This is a genomic window from Aeribacillus sp. FSL K6-2833 (assembly GCF_037965815.1).
GTDB classification, from domain to species: domain Bacteria; phylum Bacillota; class Bacilli; order Bacillales; family Aeribacillaceae; genus Aeribacillus; species Aeribacillus composti.
On the sequence record NZ_CP150189.1, the window covers coordinates 3,645,350 to 3,667,292 of the forward strand.

The 21,943-nt window shown below is 37.5% G+C and carries 18 protein-coding genes; 5 read left to right on the top strand and 13 right to left on the bottom strand.

The genetic code is table 11. The annotated features are described in order from the left end of the window. The first annotated feature begins 10 nt into the window (after positions 1–10). Entirely contained in the window at positions 11–931 is a 921-nt protein-coding gene (locus NSQ94_RS17520) for a LysR family transcriptional regulator (protein ID WP_063388857.1), read from the top strand. A 212-nt stretch (positions 932–1,143) separates the two neighbouring features. On the opposite strand, the gene NSQ94_RS17525 is transcribed toward NSQ94_RS17520, so the two are convergent. Further along, positions 1,144–1,584 (bottom strand): hypothetical protein, encoded by a 441-nt coding sequence (locus NSQ94_RS17525; RefSeq protein ID WP_339193471.1) that lies wholly within the window; start codon positions 1,582–1,584, stop codon positions 1,144–1,146. 670 nt (positions 1,585–2,254) lie between these two features. Here NSQ94_RS17525 and NSQ94_RS17530 point away from each other — a divergent pair. Together NSQ94_RS17530 and NSQ94_RS17535 are read left to right on the top strand one after the other, a co-directional pair. Then, positions 2,255–3,226, top strand: a complete 972-nt coding sequence (locus NSQ94_RS17530; protein ID WP_339193473.1) for a D-glycerate dehydrogenase — start codon at positions 2,255–2,257, stop codon at positions 3,224–3,226. A gap of 610 nt (positions 3,227–3,836) precedes the next feature. Further along, positions 3,837–5,129 carry an MFS transporter gene (locus NSQ94_RS17535; RefSeq protein WP_066252165.1) on the top strand — a complete coding sequence of 431 codons (1,293 nt, stop codon included), beginning with the start codon at positions 3,837–3,839 and terminating at the stop codon, positions 5,127–5,129. 422 nt (positions 5,130–5,551) lie between these two features. On the opposite strand, the gene NSQ94_RS17540 is transcribed toward NSQ94_RS17535, so the two are convergent. From NSQ94_RS17540 to NSQ94_RS17580, 9 genes are all read right to left on the bottom strand, one after another. Then, positions 5,552–6,493, bottom strand: coding sequence for a DUF1861 family protein (locus NSQ94_RS17540; protein WP_063388861.1), 942 nt, complete (start codon positions 6,491–6,493; stop codon positions 5,552–5,554). Positions 6,494–6,734: 241 nt separating this feature from the next. Then, on the bottom strand, positions 6,735–7,808 hold the full coding sequence (locus tag NSQ94_RS17545; RefSeq protein WP_339229754.1) for a glycoside hydrolase family 130 protein: 1,074 nt from the start codon (positions 7,806–7,808) through the stop codon (positions 6,735–6,737). 1,118 nt (positions 7,809–8,926) lie between these two features. Next, on the bottom strand, positions 8,927–9,982 hold the full coding sequence (locus NSQ94_RS17550; protein ID WP_339193475.1) for a galactitol-1-phosphate 5-dehydrogenase: 1,056 nt from the start codon (positions 9,980–9,982) through the stop codon (positions 8,927–8,929). A 24-nt stretch (positions 9,983–10,006) separates the two neighbouring features. Continuing rightward, entirely contained in the window at positions 10,007–10,189 is a 183-nt protein-coding gene (locus NSQ94_RS17555; RefSeq protein ID WP_066251194.1) for a hypothetical protein, read from the bottom strand. 105 nt (positions 10,190–10,294) lie between these two features. Next, entirely contained in the window at positions 10,295–11,329 is a 1,035-nt protein-coding gene (locus NSQ94_RS17560) for a zinc-binding dehydrogenase (RefSeq protein ID WP_063388865.1), read from the bottom strand. 38 nt (positions 11,330–11,367) lie between these two features. Further along, the gene (locus tag NSQ94_RS17565) at positions 11,368–12,630 is read right to left on the bottom strand and encodes a PTS galactitol transporter subunit IIC (protein ID WP_339193477.1); all 1,263 of its coding nucleotides are present in this window, start codon (positions 12,628–12,630) and stop codon (positions 11,368–11,370) included. A gap of 45 nt (positions 12,631–12,675) precedes the next feature. After that, positions 12,676–12,960, bottom strand: coding sequence for a PTS sugar transporter subunit IIB (locus NSQ94_RS17570; protein ID WP_063388867.1), 285 nt, complete (start codon positions 12,958–12,960; stop codon positions 12,676–12,678). Position 12,961: 1 nt separating this feature from the next. After that, positions 12,962–13,441 (bottom strand): PTS sugar transporter subunit IIA, encoded by a 480-nt coding sequence (locus NSQ94_RS17575; RefSeq protein ID WP_082829602.1) that lies wholly within the window; start codon positions 13,439–13,441, stop codon positions 12,962–12,964. Between the two features lie 34 nt (positions 13,442–13,475). Further along, positions 13,476–15,527 carry a BglG family transcription antiterminator gene (locus NSQ94_RS17580; protein ID WP_063388869.1) on the bottom strand — a complete coding sequence of 684 codons (2,052 nt, stop codon included), beginning with the start codon at positions 15,525–15,527 and terminating at the stop codon, positions 13,476–13,478. A 716-nt stretch (positions 15,528–16,243) separates the two neighbouring features. On the opposite strand from NSQ94_RS17580, the gene NSQ94_RS17585 reads away from it, so the two are divergent. Both NSQ94_RS17585 and NSQ94_RS17590 read left to right on the top strand, forming a co-directional pair. Continuing rightward, the gene (locus NSQ94_RS17585) at positions 16,244–17,380 is read left to right on the top strand and encodes a carbon-nitrogen hydrolase family protein (RefSeq protein ID WP_339193478.1); all 1,137 of its coding nucleotides are present in this window, start codon (positions 16,244–16,246) and stop codon (positions 17,378–17,380) included. Between the two features lie 2 nt (positions 17,381–17,382). Beyond that, positions 17,383–17,550: a hypothetical protein gene (locus NSQ94_RS17590; RefSeq protein WP_157727840.1), complete on the top strand. Its 168-nt coding sequence runs from the start codon at positions 17,383–17,385 to the stop codon at positions 17,548–17,550. 356 nt (positions 17,551–17,906) lie between these two features. Here the strand turns inward: NSQ94_RS17590 and NSQ94_RS17595 are convergent, their stop codons facing one another. The 3 genes from NSQ94_RS17595 to NSQ94_RS17605 all read right to left on the bottom strand — a co-directional run bounded on the left by NSQ94_RS17595 (position 17,907) and on the right by NSQ94_RS17605 (position 21,103). Beyond that, positions 17,907–18,890 (bottom strand): endonuclease, encoded by a 984-nt coding sequence (locus NSQ94_RS17595; RefSeq protein WP_339193480.1) that lies wholly within the window; start codon positions 18,888–18,890, stop codon positions 17,907–17,909. A 116-nt stretch (positions 18,891–19,006) separates the two neighbouring features. Continuing rightward, positions 19,007–19,978: an MBL fold metallo-hydrolase gene (locus NSQ94_RS17600; RefSeq protein WP_339193481.1), complete on the bottom strand. Its 972-nt coding sequence runs from the start codon at positions 19,976–19,978 to the stop codon at positions 19,007–19,009. A gap of 573 nt (positions 19,979–20,551) precedes the next feature. Further along, complete coding sequence (locus tag NSQ94_RS17605; protein WP_339193483.1) at positions 20,552–21,103, bottom strand: glutathione peroxidase; 552 nt, start codon at positions 21,101–21,103, stop codon at positions 20,552–20,554. Between the last annotated feature and the right edge of the window lie 840 nt (positions 21,104–21,943).

Here is a 21,943-nt window from a genome sequence, read left to right on the forward strand (position 1 = left end):
GGTGATCAGATTGATTGACATTAAACAGCTGAAATATTTTGCAGCGATTGTCGAGGAAGGACAAATTACACGCGCGGCGAAAAAGCTGCATATGGCGCAGCCGCCTTTAAGTCATCAGTTGAAGCAATTGGAGGAAACGCTTGGAGTCATTTTATTAGAACGGAACGGAAAAAAACTTGAATTAACGGAATCCGGGAAAATTTTCTACAAAAAAACGAAACAGCTCCTTCATCAATTGAATGATATGATTTTGGAAGTCCAAGAAATAAACGATGGAACGAAAGGCACATTATCAATAGGATGTGTGAAATCATGCTTTTCCTATTTACCCAAAACAATGCGGAAGCTTCTTGAGAAATTCCCCAATGTCAAATTCCATTTAAGAGAAGGAGATACATTCTTAATCAGTGAATTTTTAAAAAGCAGAGAAATAGAGGTAGGGATTATACGATTGCCCATTGATACCGATGAATATCAAACAATAAAACTGCCAAGCGATCCATATGTGGCCGTCATCCCGCAGCATTGGAATTATAAACATCATTCTATTCAAATGAAAGATATAAAAGAAATGCCTTTGCTTCTATTACACCGAATCAGCGGGAAAGGCCAGTATGAAATGGTTGTGAATGAATGCGCGCGGCATGGATTTGAACCAAAAATTTTATGCGAGTGTCCTGATGTAACGATTCTTTTATCATTAGTTGCAGAAGGTGTAGGTGCAACGATTGTCCCAAAATCTGCCGTTTCCAATTTTCAAATTCCAAACATTCAAATGCTGGAAATTGAGGATTCATCCATTACAGCTGAAGCATCGATAATTTTCGAAAAAAATCGGTACCTGTCTAAAAGTGCAGCGAATTTTATTAAGATACTAAAAACTGAATATCCGATTGATGATCAGCTTGGCAGACCGCAGCCAAATAAATAAATAAATAAATGCACACCGAAGAGAATCTTTGTTTGGAATTCATGTCTATTATAGTGGCACAAGGACTTAAAATTGAAATCGAGAGAAGACCTCGACTTAACTAGATTAAAAGGCTGGCTTCTTTTCTCAATATTCTACGGTTGTGTTCGCAAAATATTGGGCGGTGGATAGTTTTCATCAACTAAAAAGTGATGAAGAAATATATTTCCTCATCACTTCTTAGATCCTGTTGTTGCCCATGTCAATTTATACGTAACTTTCTTTTTGGTTCCTTCGTTAACGAGCTTGAATCTGTAACGATCTTTTGGTGAAAATTTCGGTGAATCGAAACGGGTTGTGCCGTTTTTGTTAGCATTGATCGTTTTGATCGTTTTCCAGCTTCCTTTATTATTTTGTTTAATTTGTATATACAGCTTAAATGTTCCTTTTGCTGCACTTGAAGCTTCAATGCGTCCGTATGAGATGGAGACTTTTTTTGTGCTGCTCGTCCACTTTTCTTGATAGCTTGGCGTTTCGACATAATTGGTAAAATAGCCGCTTTTGTATTGAAAAAGAGAAAGACCTGCTGCTTTTTTCGGAGCTGCTCCAAAACTAGCAAAACCAAAAAGTATTAAGACAACAGCTATTGCACCTATTATGAAGTTCTTTTTCATTATGAATATTCCTCCTATCCCATCAATATCCAGATTGATTATAATATGGGTGGGTCATAAATACATCCTCCGAATGAACTAACATAATTTAGTAGAAAGAACCGATTTTTGAAGAATAGTATCTTTCAATCTATGAATGACAAATTGCTGCTTCTCAATCAACACACGGAGGAAAAATTGAAGGGCATGAAATAGTGCTAAATGTCCAGAAGTCCTGATTACGGAGAAAAGCGCTTTTAGGTTTTAAGTTGTTTTCAGCTGACAGGGGCACTAGGACATATCGCCTAGTGAGAAAATCATCCTTTCAGCAAACAGACAAACTTGTCCAAAACGTTTGAATCGCTGCGCCCATTTATAACTGTGCTCCGACAAACTTGTATTAGATGTTATGAAACTGATCCAAAAGCGGGAAAGCTCGCAGCCTGTATTGTTAACGCGCCGTTAAGAGGTAAATTGCAAAATCAACAGAGGTTTTGTGGACAAGCAGCCTTGATAACCTTCTTTGTTTTCCTAGATAACAATTGGGAAAATCTCCATGCTCAACTTTAGATCGGTCAATCGCTTACTTCCATTTTTCTCACATGAAAGACACCTTTAGAATACGTGCAGCACAATTTCTTCCATAATAGATTCCGCCTTGATGTAAAATATATGTTTGGAGGATAAATACATGAAACCAAAGGTGATAGTATATAAAAAATTGCCTGAAGATATTTTAAACAGTTTGAAACAAGTATGTGAGATCAAATATTACGCCGACAGTGAAGACCATTCTATATTCTTGCATGACTTACATGACGCTGAAGGGATGATTGGCGCAGGAATGCGAATCGATCAGCATTTTTTAAAGCAAGCTCCAAAATTGCGAATTGTCAGCAATGTTTCCGTTGGATATGACAATTTAGACATTCAGGAATTAACGAAACGAAACATTATGGCAACCAATACACCTGATGTTTTAAATGAAACAACGGCTGATGCAATTTTTGGGCTGCTCCTTATAACAGCTAGAAGAATGGCGGAGTTAGATCGTTACGTAAAAGAAGGCAAATGGGAAGCCCCAATTGGAGAAAATTTATTTGGTGTTGACGTTCATCATAAAACACTTGGGATTATTGGCATGGGGAAAATCGGCACCGCCATTGCCAAACGAGCACATTTCGGTTTTGGCATGAACATTTTATATCATAACCGATCCCGTAATCAATTTGCAGAGGAACAATTTCATGCCACCTATTGCGAGCTTGAGGACTTACTAAAACAATCAGACTTTGTCTGCCTCATGACGCCGTTAACATCAGAAACAAAGCATTTAATCAGGCTAAAACAATTTCAATTGATGAAACGAAGCGCCATTTTCATCAACGGTTCAAGGGGCCAGACCGTCAACGAAAAAGACCTTATTTACGCGCTCCAAAACAAACTCATTTTAGGTGCCGGGCTTGATGTATTTGAACAAGAACCTGTCCCGAAAGATCACCCTCTGTTAAAAATGAATAATGTCGTCACATTACCGCATATCGGCTCAGCAACTTATGAAACGCGGTATGCAATGGCAAAACTGGCGGCGGAAAATTTAATAAAGGGGCTGAAAGGATTATGTCCGCCCAATTTAATAAATCAAGAAGTGATGCGAAAGTGAATTGCTAATTTCAAACATTGACCATCGGAAACACTCCTTTCCAAAAAATCTTTTCAAAGAAAAAAGCGTTCTCCACGGAGGCGCTTTTTTTCTTTGAAAACATAAAATGTGAGTCCTTAAACTGCTGCTTGCTGAAACCTGGATAAATAATGATTCATTCAAGCCGTTCTAAGTTCAGCCTTTAGCTCCAGGCTGAGGAGGCTCGCACTCTTTTTGCAATGAGCTGCTTTTTCTGTTATATTTCATTCGCTGCTGATGATTGTGCTGAAATAATCAAATCGTTTTCTTAAAGCATTCAGCAGTCATGGATGCTAGTTTTTATTTGCAGATCGAACGTTGGATGATCTGCTTTATTTACGTATTTAGTTAAATAATTCGTGAAATGGAATTTTTTTAAAAAGATACTTTTTACAAAAATGTCATTTATGTTAATATAAAAAAAGATATTTCTATTTTCCGGTCATCAGATGACCCGTTTATCTGTTGTCAGAAAATTTAATAAAATGAAAGGAGGCGGACAAAGCTCTAAATGAACTGAAAGCTTCGTGAAAATGAAAGCGTTTAAACAATTCGATTTTATAACGAAAAATTTAAAGAGGGGGAGAAAGCCATGGTCAAGGGTAAATGGAAAATATTGATTGCCAGTTTAGTAGGAAGTGCGATTGAATGGTTTGACTACTTTCTTTATGGAACAGTTGCATCATTAGTTTTTAACCAATTGTTTTTTGTTAATGAAGACCCTACAGTCGGATTATTAATTGCCTATACTTCTTTTGCTTTAGCGTTTTTCCTCAGACCTGTTGGCGGAATTATTTTCAGCCATATTGGCGACAGGTTAGGAAGAAAGAAAACATTGGTTTTAACCCTTAGCTTAATGGGAATTGCCACATTTGGCATGGGGGTAATGCCTACGTATCAAGTGATCGGAATTTGGGCTCCTATCTTTTTGACTCTGTTGCGTTTCATACAAGGTTTAGCTCTTGGCGGAGAATGGGGAGGCTCTGTTTTACTAGCTGTTGAATATGCTTCAAAAAATAATAGAGGTTTTTTTGGAAGTGTACCTCAAATGGGAATTTCTTTAGGATTGATTTTAGGCACCCTTGCCCTTTCAATTATGTCACTTTTGCCGCATGATCAATTTATGTCATGGGGCTGGCGTGTTCCATTTCTGTTAAGTGCATTGCTTGTAATTTTCGGGCTGTGGATTAGAAAAGGAATTGATGAGACGCCTGCCTTTAAAAAAGCTCAACAAGAAGGAGAGGTTGCTAAAATTCCATTGGTAGACACTCTTCGCTACCATTGGAAAGAGGTTTTAATTGCGATGGGTGCAAAAGTCGTGGAAACTGCACCGTTTTATATATTCGGTACGTTTATTGTATCGTATGCCACTTCAACTTTGAATTTTGATAATACAGATGCATTAAATGCTGTACTGATCGGCTCTATCGTAGCTACAATCGTCATTCCGCTCGTCGGAAGCTTATCAGATCGAATCGGACGAAAAACGATTTATATTAGCGGAATTATACTCACTATTTTATATGCGTTCCCATATTTTTGGATGCTTCAACAAAATTCGGTGTTTTTATTAATTTTAGCAACGGTGATCGGCCTAGGTGTTATTTGGGGATCTGTGAATGCAGTTCTCGGCACAATGATTTCAGAAATTTTTTCGGCCAAAGTTCGATATACGGGAATATCTCTAGGCTATCAGCTTGGGGCTGCAGTTGCCGGAGGGACCGCACCGTTAATTGCAACCGCTTTATTAGTGGAATTTAACAATTCCTACATTCCTGTTGCCATTTATATTATTTTCGCTGCATTGATCAGCTTCATAGCTATTTGGTCTGTAAAAGATGGAGCGAATAGAGAGCTGAATGATAAAATACAAATAAAGGCTTAAGAAAATTACAAAGCCCAGATTATTCCATTCCATGTGGATAATCTGGGCTTTATTTCTCACCATACTTGGGGTTGTTAATAGAAAAATGAATAATTTTTCCATTAATACGTATAAAAAAGCGAAAACTCTAGTATCGTAATTGTTGACTAGACAAACTAATTTATCAAATCTATTCTGCCATTACCATCTTTTTTATGGTTTCTATGCCTTCTGATGAAGTGCCTGCTGTTTTTCCAACCCAAGCAGCACCTCCATGCATTCTTTGTCCCATTTGCTTTTGGAAAAAATAAAATAAAACTCATCAAAAAGGGGGGATGGATACCGAAACAACGCACATCTTTTCTTTCGTATCCGCCTAGAAACGGGAAGGAAATTTGTCACCCCCGCCTTTTGATAATGAACCTTTTATTTTGCAATCTTCCTTATTTTTCATACTTCACAAACGGATCAGCAATGGTAATTTTTTGCGCTTCTGCATCGCTGGTGCCTACATATAGATCAGCTGTTCCATCCCCTTTTCTGATTAAACCGCCGCTGAAAACTACATTGACAAGGTCAGGCCGCTTGGCAGCGCCTTTCAAAAAATGGGATCTCGTTGCAATGAGTTCCATATCAGAAAATTTCATTGTATCAGGATCTAATACAAACACCATCGGATAATAATGGCGGTTCCCTTGTTCATCTTTGCTTGCTATATGTCCGAGCACACCAATCAGACCGTTAGAAAGCAAATGCAGTTCGTTTGCTCCTCCCCATTCTTCATCCGTAAATTGGCCCTCTAAAAGCGTGGCTTTTTCGAGATTTTCGGGATTAAGATCATCAAGAGTCGGTATTCGGATAAACCCAATTTTGCCGAGACCGCCTTTCTCGCCTTGAGGCCTTGTCAACACTCCAATTGATCCGTCTTTTAATTCAATCACTCTGATATCCTTCATGCCTTCAGGACCTTTAGCGAATTTTTCTAAATCTGCAATATTTTTCCCTTTATAAAAAAGCGTTCTCCACCAAAGTGAGCTTTTAAAAGTGGGATGCGGAAAAATTTCAACTCCACCAAAAACTAAATCTCCTCCAATTCTCGTCACGAACGGATCCTGCAGCTGAAATTTCGGCGCTCCTTCTTTCGGAATCCACTTTCCATCCCGATTTACAAAGAAATATACTTCTGAATGCTCGCTGTTTCGAGGCTCTACTCTACCTGCTATGACAAGTTCCCCATCATCTAAAAACGGCGCCGAGATATTATATACGTCCCTATTTCCTACACCTTTGAAAATTAACTTTTGTGGATTGATCGGCTGAGGAGCATTTTCAAATTCTTTTAGCAGCTTAGCGCTTGACTTAATGCCCGTTTTCTCCAACCGCACAAAAGCTCCCTCCACACTTTTGCATTTCTGTTTCTAGCAAAGACTTTCTGATGTTTTATCATATTCAATTCCAATGATGCTTGACAATGATGTGTAACGGGGGAAAAATATTTTACAAATGGATTCATCATATTATTTACCTTTTCAAAAGAATTCTTTTAATTATTTTACATAACAAAAGTATTTCGTCAATTATATCATTTACAAAGATCAGCAAATTATTTATATGCCCTGCCCTATTTCAAATAAAACGTTTGCAAAGTTTTTCCATTATTTCTTCAAGAGAAATTTCCGCACCTGCAACCGATTGATCCGATGCACCATAATAAATCCGAACTGTACCATTTTCCGTCAAAGCTCCGCATGTAAATACAACTTGACCGAAGAATCCGTTCATTTCATAATCCGCTTCAGGCTTTAAAATGGGTTCCTCCGTCTTAGCTAACATTCTCCCAGGATCATTCAAGTCTAGAAGCAGAGCACCTAAAGAATAGCAGTCGTTTTGATCAGCGCCATGATAAATAGCCAACCAGCCTCTATCGGTTTTAAACGGAACTGCTCCCCCGCCAATGCGGCAGCTGTCCCATCCTTTTTCGCTAAGACTAAGCAAATGCCGATGATTTCCCCAATATAAAAGATTGTCCGATTCAGCAATCCATATTTCCGGTCTGCCGATTCCTTTCGGTACAGGTCGATGCAGCGCATAGTACTTGCCATTAATTTTTTCAGGAAAAATGGCCACATCTTTGTTTTCAGGATGAAAAATTAACCCTAGCCGCCTGCATGTTTTAAAATCAGTTGTTGAGGCAAGCCCCACTCCAATGCCTTCAGGCGACACTGCGCTGTACTGAATGTAAAAAGATGCACCAATCTTAGTAATTCTTGGGTCTTCAATTCCCCATGCTTCACGTTCAGTTTCCGGATACATGAAAGGTTTATCATCAATGGTGAAATTCCGTCCGTCTTTGCTGCGGGCAAGCCGAAAATAAGATAAAGATGTGACATAGGCAGCTCTATGCATGGAATCACTGTAAAAAATCATTCTTGGGTCAGAAAAATCATATCTTGTGTCATTTTTTTGCAATTCCATCTCTTTCAGCTTTCCTTTTCCTGAAGAAAAATCGATATAAGAAATTTTCACGACATTTGGATCAGTACAGACAGGACGCTCAGCAACGCGCAGCAATAAAAGCACTTCGCCGTTCAACTGGGCAACACCAGCATTAAAAACTCCTATTACTTCATGTCCACGGTGAAAAGGTTTTACATCGTCCGGAGCAATCAGTGGATTTTCTGGAAAACGAAAAACTTTCACAACCAATGCCTCCTGTTTTAAAAAAATCTAGGAAGTTTTTTGAATTGCCATGTTATTTTTCTTCAATGTCCCCTTTTCAATTCCTGTTACCAATTGTGATCGAATGTTAAACAATCCATGATCAACGTTTGAATTATCTATCCAAAGAACATCTCATTTATACAGCGTCGCTAATATAAATATTCAGAATAAAAATCAAGGTTGATATGGCAATTTTCAATCAAAGGTAAGAGTTAAAGCATGAAATCCAGCTGTCCAAAAATCCACAAACACCTCTTGAATGGATTGGCAAGGCAAAACGCAGCACTTATGTATTGAAAGATGAGCCATTATTTTTATGGTGACAAAACAAACGAAAGATTGACATACTGCATAATGACAGGGATGGTTATCAAGGGGTGTACAGAGCAAATTCAAACAAAATTCTCTATATAAAAATGACAGTCCGATGGGTTCCTAAAATGAAGGATTGGGGAGGAATACTACTGTGAAGGACAAAAATAATCGAATAAAATTTGTAAATGTCCTTCATAGAGGCAATGAAGTCCAACAAGAAGCAATTGTATGTGCTGAATGTCCATCATAAAACTTTTGAAGAACGTAATTCAGAAAGAGAACATCAGAAAAATCCTTCATAAGACTTCTGAAGGATTAAACAAGATAGGAAAAAATGGTTTGTCCGATAAATCCCTAAAATGAAGTGGCTCCAAAAAGTCAGTTAACTTGGGCACCTCTCCAACGGAATATTTTGACTGTACCAAATGAATGGCTCCAAAAAGTCAGTTAACCCTGACTTTTTGGACAGCCCTACCATCATTTTAAGCGTCTATTCATTTCGATTTTTTCCACCTTAGTCTGTCTTAAAAACGCTTGGCAAACAAGGAACTGATCTTTAGCGAAGATGCGAATCGAATCAAAAAAGTTCATGAGCGGACGAGGCCAGTGACGCTGGATGAAAGCATTCACCGACAGTCTGAATGCCTCCCAAATAAGGAAGGCTAGACTTTGTTCAGCTGTTTTTATTCATTTGTATATTTTGCAAATGAAGCTCCAAGCAGGTAACAATAGTTCAAATGGCAAGAATAAGCTTTCCACATAGCTCAAACAGCGGCTGAAAATTAAAGCCTAATTTCTGGATAAAACAATACTTTGCCGATGAACTCTTTTTTTTCTAAAATTTTTTCAAACATTTTCGGTCCTTCCTCTAACGTGATGCGATGTGTGATCAGCGCCTCAGCGTTTAATTTTCCGGTTCTCATACAATCGATTGTCGTTTTCCATTCTTTTCCCGGAAACGGAGACGATATGGCATTCCAAGATCCTAATACGGTTAATTCGTTTCGGACGATTTTTTCAAAGTAAAATCTTTCGACTAGGACGTCTCCGTATGGAATTCCCATAAATACAACCTGCCCTCTCTTTTTCGCTAATGAAAAAACTTGGGCGGATGTTACAGGGGATCCCGCTGATTCTACAGCAATGTCTACTCCTTTTCCATTCGTCAGCTCCATGATTTGATCATATGCCGATTTTTCAAGAGGGTTGATCGTAAAATCCGCTCCCATTTCTTTGGCAATATTTAATTTCTGATCATCGATATCAATCGCAAAAATTTCACTTGCTCCAAAAATTTTTGCCCATTGGACTGCGAGAAGCCCGATAGTTCCGCATCCCATGACAGCAACACTGTCACCCGGCTGCAACGATGTCCGGTAAAGCCCGTGTACGACAACGGATGACGGCTCAATCAAAGCGGCGGAGTCATAGCTTATCTCGTCCGGTATGAAAAGCACATTTTCACCAGGCAATTTCACATATTCGGCAAAGGATCCCGGCTGTAAGGCTCCAATAACATGCAAGCTTTCACATTGGGACAAAATCCCTTTTTTGCAGCTTTCACATTTACCGCAATATAAAGCAGGACAGCCGACAACCCTGTCTCCTGCTTTTACATGAGAGACAGAAGGACCAACTTCTACCACTTCACCGGAAAATTCATGTCCCCAAATCATTCCTTGTACGTAAGGTCCCAGTTTTGCATATCTTGAAATGTCTGAACCGCATATGCCTGTTGCTTTTACTTTAATGATCACGTCGTTCTCATTTTCTATCCTTGGTTCAATAGCATCCTCGAACCGCAGATCTCGTTTTCCGTAAAGTTTTAGCGCTTTCATTTCCTATTCCCTTTCCCGCATGGTTTAATTTTCGTTATGAACCTTCATATCTTGCTCCGAACGAACACCTTTAGATTTATTTTTGAAAAGCTTGTAAAATGCAACCGCCAACACGATTGAATTTATGATAAATTGATGTTCAATATAAAAATCGCTGACCATTCTCCCATACGGTCCAAGAATAAAATCTATGATGCTCTCAATCATTTTTTCACCTTCTTATTGACATGTTTGTCAATACTTTACTTCTTCCCCTTTGACAAGACTTACATTAGACATATCCCCACCTGCTATGCGGTGGGGAACAACTGATTATTCATGAACAGGAGTTAAAATAACTTTAATTGCATCGCCGCTTTTAATTGCTTCGTATGCTTTATCCCATTCAGAAATGTTGAATTGATGTGTTACAAGTGTTTTAGTATTTACTCTATTTTCATTCATCAAGGCTAAAGACGGCTCCCAATCGCTTGGTTTTTGACTGCGAGATCCGGTAAATACAATTTCTTTTTGAATAATTTTTTCCATATCAATAGGGATTTCAGATTTTGCATAAATGCCAACCTGTACAAATTGGCCTTTCTTTTTCAATAAATCGAGCCCCATGTTCAAAGCAGGTACAGCACCGGTACATTCAAATACTGCGTCTACACCGTAGCCATCCGTCAATTCATTGACTAATTGTTTGACGTCTTCTTCTTGAATGTTTACGGCATAATCCAGTCCAAGCTCTTTTGCCTTTTCCAGCCGCAGCTTGTCATTGCTTAATCCGGTTATGATAACTTTAGCTCCTAAATCTTTTACGACTTGAGCGACTAATAAACCAATCGGACCGGGGCCGAGTACTAAAACGACATCACCTTGATGAATCGTAGCTTTCTTTACTGCATGATGTGCACATGCAAGCGGCTCCGTCATCGCTGCAGATAGAAAATCTACATTTTCAGGAAGCTTATGAACACTTTCTTTACGTGCAATCAAATAGGTTGCAAAGCTTCCATCTTGCTGCGTGCCCAGCCCTTTTCTGTTGCTGCATAAATTGTAATCACCGGACTGACAGTATTTACATGTTCCGCATATATAATAAGTAGTTTCAGAGGTTACCCGATCTCCTACCTGAAATTCAGTTACATTCTCCCCGACTTCTGCTACTACACCGGAAAATTCATGGCCTAACGTAACGGGGGCTTTCACTTTGTAATGTCCTTCATACGTATGAATGTCCGTACCGCATATTCCGCTGTATTTCACTAAAATTTTGACTTGATCCGGTCCGACTTTCGGTTCTTCCACATCTACTATTTCCAAGTTCCCAAATCCTAGTTCTTTTTTTACTAAAGCTTTCATTTCTTTATCCCTCCAGCAAGCTGCAATATTGGAGACTATTAATTGAATAGCGCAAAAATTCTATAGATGACGTAATTGATCAGATTTCCACCTTGGTCGATACTAGAGATTTTGCTCGCTCCTTCAGGCATGTTAAATTTAGATTCTACAGCCATCTCAGTATGGAGCGCCGCCAAATCTGTCGCCATGTACAGTGACAGGGCGATTAACAACGTACCAACGATTACCGAATGAACAATGTTTCCTCTTGCAGCACCGACAATAAATGCAACAATGAAAGGAATGGTAGCTAAGTCCCCAAACGGAAGAACGTTATTTCCAGGTAAAATAATGGCGATTGCTACTGTGATCGGTACTAAAATAAGAGCTGTTGAAATTACGGACGGGTGACCAATTGCAACGGCAGCATCTAGCCCGATATAAATATTTTGTGCGCCGAATTTCTTTTGAAGCAGTTCTCTAGCTGATTCAGAAATCGGCATTAAACCTTCCATTAAAATTTTCACCATTCTCGGCATTAACACCATAACTGCTGCCATAGACATCCCGATTTCGATCGTATCTCCGACAGAATATCCAGCCAATAATCCTAATGCGACACCTAAAATTAGCCCCATAAAGATCGGTTCACCAAAGATCCCAAATCTTTTTTGAATCGTTTCCGGATCAGCATTTAAATTTTTAAGACCTGGTATTTTTTGAATCAATTGGATCAATGGGATACTAAGAACTGCGTATGAAACCGTGCTTCCCGTTGCAACAGAAATTCCCGGAAGCCCGAAATATTTATCAAGCATCGGAGCTGTCCAATCTGCAATTTTCAAGCAAGCAATTTGGAATAATACCGCGGCAATTAAGCCTTGAATAATACTGCCTGATAACGTATATACAATTGCACCGGTAAAAGTGTAATGCCAAAAATTCCAAATATCTACATTCATTGTTTTTGTCGTTTTTGTCACAAGCATCAAAACATTTACTAACAATCCGAGAGGAATGATAAAGGCTGCAATTGGGGAGGCCCAAGAAATCGATGCAGCAGCCGGCCAACCTACATCAATAACATTCAGTTCGATTCCAAATCGATCAACCATTCCTTGAGCTGCCGGCCCTAGATTATTGACTAAAAGATCAACTACTAAGAAAATCCCTACGAATGCAACACCAATCGTCAAACCGGCCCGAAAGGCTTTTCCGGGTTTTTGTCCGAAAATTAACCCTAGTATAAAAATCGCCACGGGCAAAATAACTGTTGCACCTAAATCTAAAAATGCTCGTATCGCATCAACAAAACCTTGCATATTTTTCCCCTCCTTAAACCCCTACCAAAATAATCAAACGTTTGTTTAATTTTTCAGCGCTTCCAAAATTTCTTTTTTCACTTCATCCAGTCCAATGCCTGTTAAGAAAGCGCGTGCATTAATAACCGGGAACGGGTACTCCTGCTGTACAATTGTTGTACTAATTAATAAGTCAGCCGTGTCCACATAAGAACCAACTTCTGTAATTTTTATTTGAATAATTTCACATTCAATGTTATGTTCTTTGCAAAGCTGTTGCACCGCATCATTGACAATAGTTGAAGTAGCAATTCCAGCACCACATGCGACTAATACTTGTTTTTTCTTCATTTCAATTCATCTCCTTTAAATCTAAACATTCTATAATTTTTGTTTTGATTAATGTTTTATTTTTTTCTGTTGTTAAAAACTTGATGACATCCTCGTTTTGAAAGATGCTTATCAGTTTTTGCAAAATTTTCAAATGAGAATTTTGCTTGTCGATCGCTAATAAAAACACAATTTTTACCGGAGTTTTTGCCTCCTGCTCCCCCATGATTCCAAACTCAACAGCGTCTTTTAGTATCGCCAAGCTGATCGCCTTTTTATTGACATGAACGGAATCCGTATGGGGAATGGCGACAGATATATTACTGGAAGTTGGGAGACCGGTCGGAAAGGTTTTTTCCCTCTCAATAATTGCATCTATAAAACTCTCTTTTACAAAGTTTTTTTCGTAAAGATGGTTTCCCATTACTTTCAAAACTTCTTCCTGATCCTTCGCTTTTAAGTCGCAAAAAATCAAAGATTCATCAAAATGCAAATCAATCACTGGTATATCACCTACTCCATTAATAAAAGAGCTTTTATTCTTGTGCATATAATTTCAGAACTTCATGTAAGTCTTTCATGCTTTGTGCGTTCAATACTTTATTCAAATCCTGTTCATTTCTCACTAAATTCATTAATTGCATGAATGCTTTTAAATGTTGATCTTTATCTAAAGCTGCAATCACAATGATTAACTTAATGGACTGATAGTTTTCAAAGGCTACTCCTTTTCGCAATTTCAATAAGCTCATCGATAAACGATTTACTCCTTCATCAGGTGAAGCATGTGGAATGGCTACATGTTCACTGATGACAAAATAAGGATCTGATTGGCAATGTTTGATCATTGCTTCAACATATTGTTCTTTAATGCTTTTATCCTTCAGCAAAGGCTGGGCCGCCAGTTTAATCGCTTCTTCCCAACTACGAACCGAATGGCGGAATATCATCGTTGAAGGAGTAATTAAATCGCATAAATTCGGATTTTTAATAGAATGATTTTCTAACTTGTTGTTAGAGCCTTGGTGAATATAGCTTTGAATCGCATTGTAAAGCTCTTTTTTATTTTTAATGACAGCATGCTTTTCAATAATTCCCATTAATTCTTCAACATTTATTACTTCAGGTACAAACCCATATAAGTCAGACATCACTTCTTTTCGCAATCGTCTTTTTTCTTCAGCACCAATAAAATGATCTACAAGGAAGAACTTTTTATTTGTTTTCAAATAAACTGGAGAAAAGACAATGTCATAATCCATTTCATATTGTTGGAATTCGCGCACAGACAATGAATCAAGAAAAATAAATTCAGGAAACAGTTCTCTTAGCGTCCCATACATCAATCTGGAAACTGATATTCCTTTTGGGCAGACAACTATGGCTTTCATTCTTTGGCTAATATTGTCGCCCTGCCTAGAAAGCCACCCGCCGATTAAAATTGTTAAATAAGCAATCTCACTTTCCGGAATAGCTGAACCGATTAAATCTTCCAGCGGTTTAACCGATTTTTTAACAAGATGATGCAATTCCTTGAAATTTTTATTGATATCATCAAGAACATCATTTGTATCAGTTAAATTGTATTTAATTCGAAAATAGGCTGGCTTCATATGAAGGACGAGCTTTTGAAGAAGCTGCTCTTTATCCTTCAAAAAAATGAACGTATTTTTTTCAAAGTTGTCGATCACTTGACTTAGCGCGCTTTTTAATTCAGGAATTTCTTTATCAATCTCCTCTTTAGACCAATAAACATTCGTTGTCAGCAAGTTCAGAGTAATAAAGAGCCGTTCTTCCTCTGAAACATTTGGAAAATCATGCAAAAGCTCTTCCGTTGCCAAGTATTCTTTTGTGCCGGAAATCTCATTATAATTAAGGTTAAAAGAACCGATATGATGGCCTTTCCGTATTCTTCTTAAAATAAAAATTAAAATATAAGGCATTAACTCAAGTTTTTCGTCTGTAAATTTCAGATTTAACGATGCCTCCACTTTTTCGAGGCGATTTTTAAATTCCTCTAACTCATCTACAGATAATTGCGAAATCTGAATGATCTTTTCTTTTCCTTGATCTGCTGTCCAGATGCTGTTCGTGATAGAGATTAACAGTTTCCGGCATTGAAATTCGTCTCCCTCAATGACGTATCCATATTTTCTTGAATACTTGTATTCAAGGCCGTGTTGTTCGACAATATCCTTTACTTTTTTCAAATCGTCAATAACGGTATTCTTGCTCACTTTTAGTTCAGATGTGAAATGAGCCAACGATAAGGCATCCATTCTCGTTAAAATCATCAATATAATGAAATGGACGCGCTGCAGTTTCGATAAATCATAAAAATCGACTGATTGAGTATTTTCCTTTTCACTCAATACTTTTAGTAAACTCGGATCTACAACAAAATAGCCGTGATTTGTCCTTTCAATCTGAGGGAAATTTTGTTCATAAAGCCAATCATTGATCTTGGAAAAACTATAATTGATCTGTCTCTTGCTCAAGTTGAATTTTTGAGCAAGTTCATTGCTACTAATGTTTGGATTTTTGATTACTTCTTTCAAAAGACAATTGCTTCGAATGTCTAGTAGCATTTGTACCTCCTTTCTAAGCACAATTTTAGGCCACTTTTCCTAAAATTGATTACGCTTTCATTCCTTTTTTTGAATTTTCGCTTTACAATTTTGGGATGAACTGATCTGTTCTCGTTATTATCAAATATTAAGGACACCTTCTGAACGAATGACATCCTCCTTCTGATAAGTCTCATTTTCAGGCATTAAGGCAGTCCGAAATGGATGCTGCATCAAGTAAATGGATTTAAATCCAATTACTTATTTAATTTATCTATAGACTTCCCAACAAGGATTTAGAATATAAAGAAGTACAAGGTCAAAGATCTTACCCAGTCGCTTGTAATCAACAGCGACGAAAAAACTGTCCATCCGGAAAAGATAAGACGGGATTCGTTTGACACTTACTGTAAAATCGAATGTCCTTGGATGTACGAGCTCTTCTTAACCGTCTTGTTAGGAATCAGCTAATATACTAACACAATTACATAATGTTATTTATAATTTCATAAAAGAAACATAATGAAAAATATTTAAAATTTTATCTAAATTTTAAAATATAATTATAGAAAATCCATATTTTATCATAAATTAAGGAAAGATGTATGAAATCATAATACAAATTCTTATTATTCATTCGTATAAAAAACGTAATTTTTTTTATTGAACTCAAATGAAATTTACTGTATATTCTAATTATTCTTATAATTAAAAATTCTATGGGGTGGGATTAGCTGATGAGCGATTTTTCAAATGAGAAATTCACGGTTGCTGCCGTACAAGCCTCTTCGATTTTATATGACAGGGAAAAATGCTTGGAAAAAGCTATTTCGCTAATTGAAGAATCGGCGAAACAAGGGGCTCAATTAGTTGTATTGCCTGAGTCTTATATTCCTGGCTATCCGTATCACATCTGGTTAGGAACACCAATGTGGTATCATGAACTATTTAAGGAATGGTTTCTCAATTCTGTAGAAGTACCTAGTAAAACAACTGATGCTTTATGTGAAGCTGCACGAAAACATAATATACATGTCGTTATTGGTATTTCAGAGCGCGACGGAAAAACATGCTATAACACAATTTTATTTATTGATAATAAAGGGAAAATTTTTGGCAAACACAGGAAATTGATGCCGACTCATGTTGAGCGTGTTCATTGGGGCATGGGAGATGGAAGTTATCTAAATGTTTATGACACAGAGCTGGGACGAATGAGCGGGCTGGTCTGCTGGGAGCATACTATGGATTTGGTACGTCATTCCCTTATCGCACAACGCTCCCAGCTGCATTGTGCCGTATGGGTAGAATTTTCAAGTATAACGGGTTGGGATACATTATTTGATATGTCTACTGAACTATCTGCGCGTTATCATGCTCAAGTAGGCGGATGTTTTGTTATCAATTGTCAAAGTACAGTCGACAAGGACAATGTGGAAAAGTTAACACAGACTGAATATCAAAAAGAGTGGATAAAGCCTGGAGGGGGCTGGACGGCGATTATCGCACCCGGTGGTTCCATATTATCCGGTCCTTTAAAAGGAAAGGAAGGTATTTTGTACGCTGAAGTTGATATGAAATTAATTGCTGATATGGCACATTGGCACGATGCCATCGGACATTATTCACGACCTGATGTGACTAGTCTTCTGTTAAACCGCGAGCCTTATAAAGTGCTCCGAGATATGAACAATGCCAATAACATTAGTAATCCGAAGAATGGAAGTGGTCATGATCAACAATCTGTTGATCAAATAATGAACTTGTTAAAGCAATTAGAACAAAATCTTCGAAGCAGTGAATCAGATGAGCTCAGCAGAAGATTATCAGAAATTCAGCGCGAAGCCGTTCATGCATTTACAAGGGGGAATTAACCATGTGTCTTTGTTCTTTCGGTCCGAATTCTGGTGTTCACACTTATGATGTGACAAAATCAAAAGTAACGTATTTCAAATATAATATCAATGATCGTACTTTAGTTACGAACAAACAAGAGCAAGCAGATAGTGAAGCGTTGCCTAAGGGAAAAAGTCAATCATTATAAGCATATGCAACAAAAACTCCCTTGTTTTTCTCGAAACTAGGGAGTTCTGAATGACAGAAATATAGCCAATTTTTCAAACGAACGAACATTCGTCTGTTCTTCATTATAAATCGCCGACCAGCAACCATTACGGATCAGCAGGTTGCAAATAATCAGAGACAAACAAAATCCGAAATGTTTCTGACCGCAAGCTGCCATTGACCGTCATCTTGTATGGAAAGAGCATCTTGAAATTTTAGCTCAGAGTTAAGCAGGAAAAATCAGGAGCTTTACAATCGGTATTTCGAAAGAACGGCTCTTCTTGTGATTATTTTGCAAAACGAGGTGCTCTAAGTATGCTCCTATAGTCTATGATTTCACGATTCCTTGACGCCACATGATCCAATATTAAACGGAAACTTTATTTTATACGCTAACTCTTGAAAGTCTATAAAAGGATTGCGGTTTCCCTGTATATAATAAATCGATTGGTTCCGATGCTTTTCATAGATGGAAACGGGAAACGATTCATGCCAGTGAATCAGTAAAGAAAGATTAATTTGTTTAAGGTTGCTTTTTTTTATTTCATTCGGGTATCGCAATAAAAAATACATCATTGCTCTCGCAACAGTACCTTTGCCATGTTCCGGTTCGAATCGGCCGTCTTTGACAACTCCGCAGCGATTGCGGATTTTTTCTTTTGGCGATTCCGGCTGATAAAAAGAAAAATCATGAAAAGGATAATTGGATCGTTTGACATTGCACTCCGGATGACAAACAAATAAATGATGCAAATCGCTTTTCATCGGTTCCCGTGTCTGAAACCAAGACTGCGGAACAATATGTTCTGTATTATATTTTAAACGCAAGTCAATGCTTTTCATCTTTTTCAATAAAGAAACGTCCTTTTTGCTCACTATTTCTAAAAGAGCTTGAAATTGCTCATATCTTTTTTGAATTATTTCGAAATCTTCTTGTATGATTCGGCTAGGATCGCTTTTTTCGCCAGAATAGATGCTTTTCACTGTTCCATCCGGCTGCAAATCGACCCACGTATACAAATAATGATCTTTGCATATAAAATACGGCAGCTGATTTTTATGTGTTTTTTTCACTAGATTATGATAATGGTAAAATAGGTTCAGCCCCTTGATTTCTTTTCCGATGACATTTTTGTAATAATGCTCTATATCTTTTTTATCTTTTTCTGGATCATAATAAAACTTCGTGTTTTGGCGGATTTTTTCCTGATTCTGCAAAAGAGTAAGAGATGTCCGAGTACGATCTTTTTTCTGCCACTCCTTGTGCTCTGCAATATTTTTAATTAAAGGTGCATCTTTTCTCCTTTTTCTTCCCATCATTCCTCATACCTCAATAATTAGTATCATGCTTGCAAACAATGAAACTTTGTTACTTTTGCAGCTTGCGAAATACAAGAAAAAATTTTCATCGTCAACAGCCAATCAAAAACCTTCTATTATTCTTTATTAATGGAATAATGCCAAACTCCTTTTTCCATCTCCTTTCTAATTTTTCCGTTTAATTCCAAATAATCTAGATGTCCTATAATTTCAGACATCACAAGCGAAAACTGCTCCGAATACTTATTTCCATAATAGGCTTGGGCTAGACTGCTCGCGGTTGTTACCCCGTTTAAAATGAGATTCATAATTTTTTCTGCTTTTTTCTCAATCCCTTTTAATCTTTTATTTATTAAATCTTTCGGGTCTTGAATGAATACGCCGTGTCCCGGAAATACGAGATCGAGAGGCAAATCCGAAACTTTCTCTAAAGAATGTTTATGCTGGAGTAAAGTCGGCATCCGCCGTCCAAAAGAATCGGGTTCGACAAGTGCGTTGCTGGATATATGCTGAATCAGCAAATCACCTGAAATCATCCAACGATGCTTTGGATCATACAGCGCAATTTGATCCGGAGCATGTCCGGGCACCTCGATAATTTGAAAATCCAAATGGCTGCTCTCGACTGGAATGATCTCCGCTTGGATAGCAAGTTTTCTGTTTTTCACAATCGATTCTTTTAAATAATCGACCTGCTTTCTCCCTGCTTCATGACATCCCATTTCCTCATATAATTTAGAAAAAAACTCCACCCTCATCTCAAGAAATTGGCGGTCTCTCTTTAAGCGCGGGATCGCATTTTTGTGGGCATAAACTTGAATGGGGTGATCCGCAATGATTCGATTCACTAATCCGACATGATCTATATGGTTGTGAGTTAAAATGATTTCGGTTAAGTCATGCAAAGCCAACCCGTTTTTTTGCAGCGTTTCCAACAATGCATTCCAACAAGCCTCATGATCCAAACCAGCATCTATTAAAGCAAGGGATTCTTTTGCTTTCACTAAAAAAAAGTTGATCGTTCTTAAATTAGACGGAACATCGACGATAATCGGGATGATTTCATAATTTTGCTTGCGAAGCTCCATATTTTTACTCCCCCTTTGTTTTGACGAACCAAATAAACCGCTTAAAACCCCCGACTTTAAAATTTGATACAAAGCGAAAAAAAGAGTTATGTGATTTGTTTCAGTCCTTGCAGTGCAGACGCTTACTTTAACCAAATCCCCATTTTTGCCATACCCTTTGGAAAATTTAGAACTGTATAAACATATTATATGTTTTTTTAAAAAGGTTTGTAAAAGAGAGGCTGCCAATTTATTTTCCATTTGTAACATGTAAGGCAATAACAAATATAGATCCGGTAGTACGGCCGCTGATTTCACGCTAATTTTACATCAAAAATCCCCATCGCCAACCGGCCGATAAGGTACTGTAAATTGACGCGCTTCATATTAAATACCAAAGCTCTTTACTGAGAAATAAATAACCCTCTTCCTTATTTTCAATGGAAAAGGGAAATCTGCTTGAACATTAAAATTCATAAATTCTTTTTTACATGTTGATCTAGGTCCGAAACAGGCAAAAGAACTAGCAGCTTCTTGCTAGCATTCTTATACATAAAATAAATCCGGTCGAATGAAAAAACGATTCAACCGGAATTAGTTTTTCAATAATTTCTGAATATCTTGCTCAAAATCAATCGGTTCGTCCCATGGTTCATATCTATTCACGACTTGGCCGTTTTCATCAATTAAATATTTTGTAAAATTCCATTTAATATCGTTGCCAACCAGCCATTCAGGGTATTCATTCGCTAGTTTGATTTTTAATAGTTTTTCTGCCGTATTCGATTCATCAAATCCGCGGAACGGCGCCTCATTTTTCAAATATTCGAATAATGGATGAGCGTTTTTTCCGTTCACGTCGATTTTTGCAAACATCGGGAATGTAACGCCATAATTTAATTGGCAAAAAGAAGCTGCTTCATCGCTTGTTCCCGGCTCCTGTTGATCAAACTGGTTGCATGGAAATCCTAGTATTTCAAAACCTTGATCATGAAATTTTTTATACAGCTTTTGCAGTTCTTCAAACTGGTATGTAAATCGACATTTACTAGCGGTGTTCACCACTAAGAGCACTTGACCTTTAAATTCTGCTAAAGAAACTTTTTCGCCGTTTGCTTTTTCTACTTCAAATTGATAAATAGACATAGGAAACACCTCTTTATCTATTATTAAGTTATAATTATTATAATATAAAAATATTATCACGCAAAAAAATTGCTCTCAGTTACAAATTTGGAAACTTTTTCCTGAATCAAAAAGAAGGTGAATGCCCGCCTATTTTTTCAATTTGAAGCATTGATGTTTTTAGAATGGCTGCCTTTGTCCTCCTTTACTATAAAAATTTGGGAGCTCTCGGCGGAATCCATTAATTTTTGAAAATATATGTTTCCTCTTTGTAAATAACTCGAGCCTTCACAAGTATTGATTATTTTCCGGCGCTCGCATTTAAGTTGTAATTAGATACACTCACTAATTCCTTCATTCATTTCTTGTGTTAAAGTGATAAAGTAAGCAGGCAAAAGTTCTCCTTCAACCGTTCCATACTTATAAGTATTCAACCACTAGTGCCAGCTGGACTTTTTGTCCAATCTTTCCTTTCATCTTAAGCTCCCGCCTGCAGATCAACATAATCTTTGAGTTGGCTTGAATGGACAGTGAACAAATCCCATCTAACCAAAGAAGATTTGGAATTTTTCTTACTAATTATGCCAATTTAATTGTACCTCAAATCTTCCATATAGAAAATGATTCCGAACAACCTGCGTGACTTTTTCTTATTTTCAATGTTGTCAAGGCGTAGTGATCATAAATTATTGCCGGCAAGCAAACTGCTGTTAAGAGAAAGGATTAAAAAGCAAAAAAAACCGGGCGAAAAAATGGGTGCCCGGTTTGCTGTCTTATTTACTTGTTTCACTTAAATCTTTCACAGTTTATCCATTGAAGCTGCAAAAAATCTTTTATGTATATGATTCATTCACTGAATCT